This window comes from Pseudomonas chlororaphis subsp. aurantiaca, from assembly GCF_013466605.1.
GTDB classification, from domain to species: Bacteria; Pseudomonadota; Gammaproteobacteria; order Pseudomonadales; family Pseudomonadaceae; genus Aquipseudomonas; species Aquipseudomonas chlororaphis_I.
On record NZ_CP059162.1, the window covers coordinates 6,242,256 to 6,252,765 of the forward strand.

9 protein-coding genes are annotated in these 10,510 nt (G+C 63.3%); 1 reads left to right on the forward strand and 8 read right to left on the reverse strand.

The annotated features are described in order from the left end of the window. Nucleotides 1–9: 9 nt before the first annotated feature. The 5 genes from H0I86_RS28670 to H0I86_RS28690 form a co-directional block, all read right to left on the reverse strand. Entirely contained in the window at nt 10–1,257 is a 1,248-nt protein-coding gene (locus H0I86_RS28670; RefSeq protein WP_180923010.1) for an ABC transporter permease, read from the reverse strand. A gap of 68 nt (nt 1,258–1,325) precedes the next feature. Beyond that, entirely contained in the window at nt 1,326–2,369 is a 1,044-nt protein-coding gene (locus H0I86_RS28675) for an ABC transporter substrate-binding protein (protein ID WP_180923011.1), read from the reverse strand. 44 nt (nt 2,370–2,413) lie between these two features. Beyond that, nucleotides 2,414–3,538, reverse strand: coding sequence for an ABC transporter ATP-binding protein (locus H0I86_RS28680; RefSeq protein WP_009051151.1), 1,125 nt, complete (start codon nt 3,536–3,538; stop codon nt 2,414–2,416). A 232-nt stretch (nt 3,539–3,770) separates the two neighbouring features. Next, entirely contained in the window at nt 3,771–4,400 is a 630-nt protein-coding gene (locus H0I86_RS28685) for a response regulator (protein ID WP_025807370.1), read from the reverse strand. Between the two features lie 55 nt (nt 4,401–4,455). Next, entirely contained in the window at nt 4,456–6,849 is a 2,394-nt protein-coding gene (locus H0I86_RS28690; RefSeq protein ID WP_180923012.1) for a PAS domain-containing sensor histidine kinase, read from the reverse strand. 74 nt (nt 6,850–6,923) lie between these two features. On the opposite strand from H0I86_RS28690, the gene H0I86_RS28695 reads away from it, so the two are divergent. Then, nucleotides 6,924–7,922 (forward strand): alpha/beta hydrolase family protein, encoded by a 999-nt coding sequence (locus H0I86_RS28695; RefSeq protein WP_180923013.1) that lies wholly within the window; start codon nt 6,924–6,926, stop codon nt 7,920–7,922. 92 nt (nt 7,923–8,014) lie between these two features. Here H0I86_RS28695 and H0I86_RS28700 read toward each other — a convergent pair whose 3' ends face one another. Genes H0I86_RS28700 through H0I86_RS28710 form a run of 3 tightly spaced genes read right to left on the reverse strand, consistent with a single transcriptional unit; the run spans nt 8,015 to nt 10,477 of the window. Beyond that, complete coding sequence (locus tag H0I86_RS28700) at nt 8,015–8,782, reverse strand: TerB family tellurite resistance protein (RefSeq protein ID WP_009051155.1); 768 nt, start codon at nt 8,780–8,782, stop codon at nt 8,015–8,017. Between the two features lies 1 nt (nt 8,783). Then, on the reverse strand, nt 8,784–9,455 hold the full coding sequence (gene murU, locus H0I86_RS28705) for an N-acetylmuramate alpha-1-phosphate uridylyltransferase MurU (protein ID WP_180923014.1): 672 nt from the start codon (nt 9,453–9,455) through the stop codon (nt 8,784–8,786). Further along, nucleotides 9,452–10,477, reverse strand: a complete 1,026-nt coding sequence (locus H0I86_RS28710) for an aminoglycoside phosphotransferase family protein (RefSeq protein ID WP_180923015.1) — start codon at nt 10,475–10,477, stop codon at nt 9,452–9,454. The genes murU and H0I86_RS28710 overlap by 4 nt, the downstream gene beginning before the upstream one ends. Nucleotides 10,478–10,510 lie beyond the last annotated feature (33 nt).

The window sequence follows — 10,510 nt, forward strand, 5'->3', positions numbered from 1 at the left end:
ACTCTCTCCTTAGCTCAGGCGCAGGCGACTGGCGCCCACCAGCCAGCTGTAAATCAGATACAGCACGATGGTCGCCAACAGCAGCAGGCCACCCAGCGCAGTCGCCATGCCCCAGTTGATGCTGGTGTTGGTGTAGAAGGCGACGAAGTAGCTGACCATCTGATCGTTCGGGCTGCCCAGCAGCGCCGGGGTGATGTAGTAGCCGATGGCTAGGATGAACACCAGCAGGCAACCGGCGCCGACGCCGGCATAGGTCTGCGGGAAATACACCCGCCAGAAGCTGGTGAACGGATGGCAGCCGAGGGAAATCGCCGCGCGCATATAGGTCGGCGAGATGCCTTTCATCACGCTGTAGATCGGCAGGATCATGAACGGAAGCAGGATGTGCACCATGGAGATGTAGACCCCGGTGCGGTTGAACACCAGTTCCAGTGGCTTGTCGATCACGCCCATGGCCATCAGCGCGCTGTTGATCAGGCCACCCGATTGCAGCAGCACGATCCACGCCGCCACGCGTACCAGGATCGACGTCCAGAACGGCAGCAGCACCAGGATCATCAGCAGGTTGCTCTGGCGCGCCGGCAGGTTGGCCAGCAGATACGCCAGCGGGTAAGCCAGCACCAGGCAGATGCCGGTAATCACCAGGCCCATCCAGAAGGTCCGGGCGAAGATATCCAGGTAGATGGCCTGGTCAGGGGTCGCCGGGGCGATCTCTCCCAGGTCGTCGATCCGATGGTCGACGGCGGCCAGCAGGTAGAACGGGGTCAGGCTGCTGGTGTTGCGGCGTACCGCCTGCCAATAAGCCGGGTCGCCCCAGCGCTCGTCGATGGCTTCCAGCGCTTCTTTATAAGAAGCCGGCTCCTCCTTGAACGGCAGGGCTCTCGCGGTTTTGGTCAGCAGGCTACGATAGCCGGCCAACTCCATATTCAGGCGCTTGGACAGGTCGCCCAGGGTTTGCTGCTTGCGCGCTTCGGCCAGGTCTTCGCTCAGCGCCTTGTACACCGGTTCGGCCGGCAGGCCGCGTCCGTCCCAACCAGCCACGGCGACCACGGTGCGCGGCATGCCTTCGACCACTTCCGGGTTACCGACGCTCTTGTACAGCAGCGCTACGATAGGCACGAGAAACACCAGCAGCAGGAACAGCACCAGAGGCGCGATCAACGCTTGCGCCTTCCAGCGGTTGACCCGCTCGGCGCGCGCCAGGCGCTGCTTGAGGCTGGGGCTGGTGACCTCGTTCAGGGGAACGCTAATGGCCATGACGAACTCCGCAAATCTTTAAACAGTAACGGCGTCACCCACAGGTGACGCCGCCCATGCATGACGCCTTACTTGGCCGCCCACGAGTTGAAACGCTGCTCCAGCTGCTCACCGTTATCAGCCCAGAAGCTGACGTCGATCTGCACCTGGTTGGCGATGTTTTCCGGGGTGGTCGGCATGTCTTTCAGGATGTCCTTGGCCAGCAGCGGGACTGCCTGGGTGTTGGCCGGACCGTAGGCGATGTTTTCCGAGTAGGTCTTCTGCTGCTGCGGCTGCACCGAGAAGGCGATGAATTTCTTCGCCGCTTCGGCGCGGGTCTTGTCCAGGCCCTTCGGAATGGCCCAGGCGTCGAAGTCGTAGATACCGCCGTTCCACACGACCTTCAGGTTGCTTTCCTTCTGTACCGCGGCGATCCGGCCGTTGTAGGCCGAACTCATGACCACGTCACCGGAAGCCAGGTATTGCGGCGGCTGGGCACCGGCTTCCCACCACTGAATGCTCGGCTTGAGCTCATCAAGCTTCTTAAAGGCACGATCCTGACCGTCCTTGCCGGCCAGCACCTTGTACACATCCTTGGGCGCCACGCCGTCGGCCATCAGGGCGAATTCGAGGGTGTACTTGGCGCCTTTGCGCAGGCCGCGCTTGCCCGGGAATTTCTTGGTGTCCCAGAAATCCGCCCAACTGGTCGGCGCGGTCTTCAGCTTGTCGGCGTTATAGGCCAGGACGGTCGACCAGACGAAGAAACCTACGCCGCAAGGCTGGATCGCGCCCTTGACGTAATCTTCGGCCTTGCCGAACAGCTCGGGATCGAGCTGCTCGAACATGTCTTCGTCGCAACCGCGGGACAGCTCCGGCGACTCGACTTCCACCAGGTCCCAGGAAACGCTCTTGGTGTCGACCATGGCTTTGACCTTGGCCATCTCGCCATTGTATTCGCCAGCGATGATCTTGCCGTTGCCCGCGGCTTCCCACGGGGCATAAAAGGCTTTGACCTGAGCCGCCTTGTTCGCCCCGCCAAAGGACACCACGGTCAGGTCCGGGCCCGCCGCCATCGCGTGCGCCGCGCCCATCAGGCCCAATGTCAAAGCGGTGAATTTCAGGGATCTCGACATTTATTGTTCTCTCCACGTGCAGGGTTGGTGAAGCAAGGGGGCGATCAATGCGCCTCTAGAAGTGGGTCGAGCGCGCGAACGTGCTCGACCTGCCAGCCAAGCGGAACCACATCGCCCACTGCCAGCGCAGGATCGAGCTCGGCAATCGGCTGTTTCACGAAGAAGTCGGTCTTGCCACAGACTTCCAGGCGAACCCGGACGTGGTCGCCCAGATAGATGAATTCCGCCACCCTCCCTGAGAAGCGGTTGACACAACTTTCGCTGGAGCCGTTGAGGCTCACACGCTCCGGACGAATCGACAGGGTCACCGGCTCACCGGTCTTGCCGACATTGACCGCCAGCGCCTCGACCTTCTCGCCGCGCCCCAGCTCGACCACGCAGCGATCGCCGCTGTGGCTGTGCAGACGGCCGTTGAGACGGTTGTTCTCGCCGATGAAGTTGGCGACGAAGGTGTTCTTCGGCTCTTCGTAAAGGGTGCGTGGCGGGGCGATCTGCTGGATTTCGCCCTGGTGGAATACCGCGACCCGGTCGGACATGGTCAGGGCTTCGCCCTGGTCGTGGGTCACATAGACCACGGTCACACCGAGGCGTTGGTGCAGGTGCTTGATTTCCATCTGCATGTGTTCGCGCAGCTGTTTGTCCAGCGCGCCGAGGGGTTCGTCCATCAGTACCAGCTGCGGCTCGAACACCAGCGCCCGGGCCAGGGCCACCCGCTGCTGCTGGCCACCGGACAGTTGCGCCGGATAACGCTGGGCGAAGGATTCGAGCTGGACCATGCTCAGCACGCGTTTGACCCGCTCGCTGATGTCGGTCTTGCTCAGGCCACGCACCGACAGCGGGAACGCCAGGTTCTCGGCCACGGTCATGTGTGGGAACAGCGCATAATTCTGAAACACCATGCCGATATCGCGCTTGTGCGGTGGCACGTTGTTGATCGCGCGCCCGGCCAGCTGGATTTCCCCGGCGGTCGGAGTCTCGAAGCCGGCCAGCATCATCAGGCTGGTGGTCTTGCCGGAGCCGGATGGCCCGAGCAGGGTAAGGAACTCGCCTTTGCGAATTTCCAGGTTGAGGTCTTTGACAATCAGGTTTTCGCCGTCGTAGCTCTTTTGCACACCACGGAAACTGACCAGTACATCACTCGCCCCAGCGCTTGAATCGACCTCGCTCATACCCACACCTTTTGTTTTTTGACGGCTGTGGACTAAGCCTAGTGGAGGCCACAAGCCGCGCAAATCGGGGGGTATGAGAGATTGGCCTCAGCCGGATGGAAGGTTCCTTGTAGGAATCCCCCTACAAGGATGGCGCGATTGGATAAGTCCCGGCAGAGGCCTGACGGGGATCATGGCCATAAGCCGGTTTTCGTGTCGCAAATGAATATGTCGCGGCTGATAGCCCTTACGATCAAAGCAGCTTGTGCTCCATCGCGTACTTCACCAGCTCGGCCAGGGAGGTGATGTTGAGTTTCTGCATCAGCCGCGCCTTGTGGGTACTGATGGTCTTGCTGCTCAAGGCCAGCTGCTGGGCGATGTCGTTGACGTTGGCCCCCTGGGCCAGCCGTTCGAACACGGAAAACTCACGCTCCGACAGCAGGGAATGCAGGGGCCGGGTATCCGTCAGGCCGACTTCGAAGACCATCCGGTCGGCCAGTTCCGGGTCGATATAACGCCCGCCCGCCGCCACCTTGCGGATCGCCGTCAGCAGCAGCGCCGGGTCGCTGTCCTTGGTGGCATAACCGGCCGCTCCCACTTTCAGCGCCCGGGCCGCCATCTGCGCTTCGTCGTGCATCGACAGCACCAGGATCGCCGGTGGATTGTTCAGCGCGCGGATCCGCGGGATCGCCTCCAGGCCGTTGACGCCAGGCATGGAAATATCCAGCAGCACCACTTCGCAAGGCACGTGGCGCAGGGTTTCCAGCAACTGCTCGCCATTGCTCGCCTCCCCCGCCACCGTCAGGTCCTTGGCCAGGCCGATCAACTGCTTGATGCCTTCGCGAACGATGGTGTGGTCTTCGGCTACCAGTACACGGATCACAGCTCGTACCTCTTCTTATTGGTGATGATCTCTGCAGCGGCGAGTCTGCTCGCGCCTACAGGTCCAGCGGCACCGTAACGCTCAGGGTGGTGCCCTCGCCCAGCTGACTGTCCAGGGTCAGGCTGCCGCCCATGATCAGTACCCGCTCGCGCATGCCCACCAGACCGAAGGACGTCGGCCGCCCGGCCTCGACCACGAAACCCTGGCCGTCGTCGCTGATGGTCATGCACAGCTGATTGTGCTCGAGGCTCAGGGTCAGTTCGACAGTATGCGCCTGTGCATGGCGCATCACGTTGGTCAGCGCCTCCTGGAGGATGCGGAACAGACCGATGGCCTTGGCGTCGCTGAGCACCGGCAGATTGTCGGGCACCTGCACCAGGCAAGGAATCTGCGTGCGCGCCTCGAAACGCCGCGCCTGCCACTCGATGGCCGACGCGATGCCGGCATCGAGAATCGGCGGGCGCAAGGCCGTGGCCACATCGCGCACCAGTTGGAACAGCTGGGCGATCAGGCGCTTCATGCTGTTCAAGCGTTCGTGCAGCCCCGGATCGAGTTGCGCGTAGGCCAGCTCGCACATCGAGGTCTCCAGCTTGAGCACCGTGAGCATCTGCCCCAACTCGTCGTGCACCTCCCGGGCGATGCGGGCCTTTTCCTCTTCGCGCACGCTTTCCAGGTGCGCCGACAGCTCGCGCAGTTGCTCGCGCGAGCTGGCCAGTTCCAGTTCGATGCGCTTGCTTTCGCTGATGTCCCAGACGATGCCGTCCCAGACATAGGCGCCGTCCTCAAGCTGGCGGGTGATGGCCTTGATTTCCGCCCAGCGCTGTTCGCCCTGGCGGGTCAGGATCCGCCCCTGCCAGGACCAGTCGCTGTCGGTGTCCAGGGCATGGTCCTGGGTCTGGTGGTAGCTGGCCCTATCTTCGGGGTGCACCAGGCTGCGCAGCCCTATGTCGCGGTGGCTGAGGGTCGCCGGGGAGTAACCCACCAGGCTCTCGCTGCCTTCGCTGATGTAGGCGAAATCGATCTGCCCGGTCACCGGCGCCCGTTCCAGGCGGAACACCAGCCCCGGCACATTGGCGGCGATCCCCTGCAACCGCGCCTCGCTTTCCTGCAGGGCCGCCAGGGCGCGACGACGCTCGGTGACGTCAGTGAGGTAAACCACCAGGTATTCGCCATCGCGAAAGCGCAGAAAGCTCAACGATACATCGGCCGGCAGGATGCTGCCGTCGGCGCGGACACACTGGGTCTCGAAGCTGGGCGGCGCGTCCTCGCTGGCCCGGGCGCGCTTCCACAGGCCAAGCCAGCGGTCCATGTGCAGGTTGGGTTCGAAGTCGCTCAACGGCCGGTCGACCACCGCCCCCGGCGCATAACCCAGCATGCTTTCGGCCGCGCGATTAGCGTAGCGCACATGGCTGTCCCAGTTGACCCAGAGAATGCCCACCGTGCTCTGGTCGATGGAAAACTGGGTCAGGCGCAAGGCTTCTTCACTGGCCTCGCGCCGGGCCAGATCCTCGCGGGTGCTCAGCAACCGCTGCTCGAGCGCCTGTTGCTGGCGGCGCTGCCAGATAACGATGGCCATGCTCGCCAACAGCAGCACGGCCAGCAACAGGCTGAGGTTCTGCCAGAAAGCGCGGGACTCGCTCAGCCGCGGATACTTGGGCTGCAGCCAGCGATTGTGCAACTGCTCCAGGTCCTTGGCGGCGATACCGTGCAAGGCGCGTTGCACGATATCCGCAAGCTCGGGCCAGTCGCGCCGGGTAGCCACCCGCAGCAGTTGCGGCAGGCCGATATCGCCCACCACCGCCAGGCCGGCGAACTCCGGTTCCGCCGACAAACGACTGAGCTGCGCTTCATCGATCACCGCATAACGCGCCTGCTGGCTGAGCAGCAATTGCAGGGCTTGGCGCTCCAGGGGCACGCCCTGCAAATTGAGATTGGAGTAAGTCGCACGCAGATAGTCCGCCACCGCGCTGGGCATGCGCACCGCCACGCGAGTCTGGCTGTCGAGCTTTTCCAGCTCCACCGCGCCGGCGCCCTTCTGCTCGCCGACCACCAGTTGCGGGACGCGCATATAGGGATCGGAAAACTGCCAGAGCCGCAGCCCGGCCGGGGTCTGGCTCAGGCCCGGGGCCATATCGATTTCACCGGCGCGCACCGCAGCCTCCAGTTGCGCCTGATCGGCAAAGTTGCGCCAACTCAGATCGACCTTCATCGCCTGGGCCAGCCACTGCATCAGTTCGATATTGGCGCCGGACAAGCGTTGCAGCCGCCGGTCGTACTGGGCGTAGGGGGCCTGGAGCACCACGCCGACCCGCAGTTCCCGGTGCTGTTCCAGCCACTGCTGCTGCGCGGGGCTCCACTGCGCCTGGGCGATATGCGGCGCAGGCACCGCCCAGGCCATCAAGGGAAGGCAGATACAGCCGATAACCAGCAGGCAGCGAAAACGCATCATCTGAAGTCTCACACACTGACAAATACTGACCAACCCATTAGGCTGCCGGGATTACTTCTGGCCTGGAATAACCGATGCCCTTTGTCCACCGCACGGCACTGCCCGCATTGTGCCTGTCGCTGATCCTGCCTTGTGCCTTTTCGGTCGAGGCCGACGATCCGCAACCCGCCCCGGCAGAACAGGCTGCCGCGGAAAAACCGGCCGAGCGCCAGCCGCTCCTTGAGCGTAGCCAGGAAGATGCCGCGGCCCTCGAACGCGTCATACCGCCCGGCGAACAACAGTCATTGCAAGCCGGCAGCGAGAGCTTTCTGGCCCTGTGGAAACCGGCCAACAGCAGCGACCCCAAGGGCATGGTAATTATCATCCCCAGCGCTGGCGAAACCGCTGACTGGCCTCAGGCAATCGGCCCTTTGCGCAACAGATTGCCGGATGCCGACTGGAGCAGCCTGAGCCTGACCTTGCCCGACCTGCAGAGCGATGCGGCGCAACCGCGCATCGTCGAGGCCGAACCTGCCCCCGCGCCCGTCGACACTAGCAGCAAAGATGCCGCCACGGCGGCGCCCAAGCCGATCGAACAGGCCGCCGGTGGCGAAGCCGAAATTGCCGATCACGCAGTGGTGGAGAGCAGCGAAGAACAGGCCAAGGCCGATGTCGAGCGAATCTTTGCCCGTATCGACGCCGCGGTGACCTACGCCCAGCAGCAGAACGCCCGCAGCATTGTGCTGCTGGGTCATGGCAGCGGCGCCTACTGGGCCACGCGCTACCTGAGCGAAAAACAGCCGCCGGAGATTCAGAAACTGGTGCTGGTGGCCGCCCAGACTCCGTCCATCGGCAAGCCCGGACTGGCGGAACTGACCCCGACCCTGAAGCTGGCGACCGCCGACTTTTTCTACAAGGACAACGCGCAGTCTCGCAAGAGCGCCCTGGAACGTCTGCAAGCGAGCAAGCGCCTGAAGAACGCCAACTTCACCCAGATCTCGCTCAATGCCCTGCCGGGCAACAGCAGGGCTGAAAACGAACAGCTGTTCAGACGCGTACGTGGCTGGCTGAGCCCGCAACCCGCGCAAGACTGAACCCCGCCGCGCCCGGCCCCGCTCCTGTTTTTGACAGGGGTGGGGCCGGGCGCGGGGCATTTCCCTCTAGCGCATCTCTCTAACGAGTCTCTCTAACGAAAATCCCGACGCTCGCGGATCAGCGCATAAGCGCTGTGCAACTCGCGGGTTTTTTCCGTGGCTTCCCGCACCTGCAACGGACTTGCGCCGCTACCGGCAATCTTGTCCGGGTGATGACGGCTGAGCAGGCGCCGGTAGGCGCGCTTGATCTGCGAAGGCTCACTGGTCGCCGAGACACCCAGCAGGCGCAATGCGTCCTGATAAGTGCCACTGCTATTGGCCAACGGTTTTTTGCTCGGCTCATAGTCCGCTGCCAACGCCTGCACCTGCTGCACAGTCCAGCCCAGCCATTTGCCCCAGAGCTGGATCAGCTCACGCTCGGCGGGGCTGGCCCGGCCATCGGCCCAGACCATCCGCCAGCAAGCACGCAATACACCCTCGGCGGCATGAGGCTGCGCCGCCAGGCGGCGCAGGTAGCCTCGCAACCGATCGTTACCCGACTTGCCCCGATTGAACGCGGCAATGGCGCGGCGCTGCGCGACTTCACTCATATCCAGCGAGCGCATTTCCAGACGCGCCTGCTGGATATGCCCATCGACCACCCGGCCATCGCTTTTCGCCAACCGCCCCAAGAGTACGAACAGCAGTTCATCGTTGCGCAGCGCCGGTCGACCGCCCAGACGCTCACGCACCTGGGCCCAGCTATGCAGTTGCAGGCGCCGGTCCAGCGCCTGTCCCAGCAACGCTCCCAGCATGGCCCCCGGGATACTGGCTATGGCAAAGCCAGCCCCGGCTCCGATCAGAGTCCCTGGCCACAACATATCAGTGACTCGCTTCTAACAAGGTTTCGACTTCCGCCAGGCGCTCATGGGTACCGACATCGACCCAGTGTCCCTGCAAACGCTCGCCGCTGACCTGTCCATCGGCCATGGCCTTGCGCAGCAGGGGCGCCAGTTTGAACGCATCCGGCGTGCAGCCCTGGAACAGGTCCGGGTGCAACACCGCGATCCCGCTGTAGGTCAGGGTCTGCACGCCCGGCTCGGCGTCCCGCACCCGGGCATCGCTGAGGACGAAATCCCCGGCTGTATGGTGAGCCGGGTTATCCACCAGCACCAGGTGCGCCAGCGCGTCCAGCGGACGGTTCAACGAGCGGAAATCGTAATCGGTCCAGACATCGCCGTTGACCACCACAAAGGGCTCGTCGCCCAGCAATGGCAAGGCGCGGAAAATACCGCCGCCGGTTTCCAGCGGCTCGCCCTCCGGCGAATAGCGGATGCTCAGGCCGAAGCGCGAACCATCGCCCAGATGATCTTCGATCTGCTGCCCCAGCCAGGCGTGGTTGATGACGATTTCGGTAAAGCCCGCCCGGGCCAGTGCCCGCAGGTGGTACTCGATCAACGGCACACCGGCAACGCGGATCAATGGCTTGGGCGTGGTCAGGGTCAAGGGGCGCATCCGTTCGCCCTTGCCTGCGGCCAGAATCATCGCCTTCATACACAGGCTCCGACCGGTTGACGCAGGCTGGCCAACAGCTCACCCAACTCCGCCAGCTCCGGCCGACGAGCCACGACGGCTTCTATATAAGCAAAGAAACGCGGCACGTCGCCCAGATAGCGGGGCTTGCCGTCGCGGTGGCAAATACGCGCGAAGATCCCGATCACCTTGAGATGGCGCTGCACCCCCATCAGGTCGCTGGCGCGCAGGAAATCCTCGAAATCGGGCTGTACCGCGATCCCGAGCCGGGACGCTTGCTGCCAGTAGTCTTCCAGCCAGCCGCGCACCCGCGCTTCGGGCCAGCTGAGAAAGGCATCCTTGAACAGGCAGGTGACGTCATAGGTCACCGGGCCATAGACCGCATCCTGGAAATCCAGCACGCCCGGGTTGGGCTCGCTGAGCATCAGGTTGCGCGGCATATAGTCACGATGCACCAGCACCTTGGGCTGGGCCAGGGCGCTTTCGATCAACAGTTCGCTGACCCGCTGCCATTGGCCGCGCTGGCGCTCATTCAGCTCGACGCCCAACTCGCGTCCCACGTACCACTCGGGGAACAGTTCCAGTTCGCGGCGCAGCAAAGCGACGTCATAACTGGGCAACGGCGCATCCATCGGCAACTGCTGGAAAGCCAGCAAGGTTTGCAGCGCATCCTTGAACAGGGCGTCGGCATTTTCGCCGTCGATCACGTCCAGATAGGTTTTGTTGCCCAGGTCATTGAGCAAAAGAAAGCCGCGCGGCAGATCTTCTGCATAAATTTTCGGCACATTGGTTGCGGATTTTGCCAGCAGATGAGCGATATCCACGAAGGGTTTGCAGTTTTCCTGGGGCGGTGGAGCATCCATCACGACAAAGCTGCGGCCTTCGCCTTCCCAGCGGAAATACCGCCGGAAACTCGCGTCGCTGCTGGCCGCGGTCAATGTGGCCGGGGGCACGGGGCCCCATCCGTTGGAGGCGTAAACAATCGACAACTGCTCATCGAGCCAAACTTTCAGGTGTTGCAAGCGTACATCTTGGTCAGGCATTGCAAGGGTCTCCGACGGCGCTAGCCGTCAAGC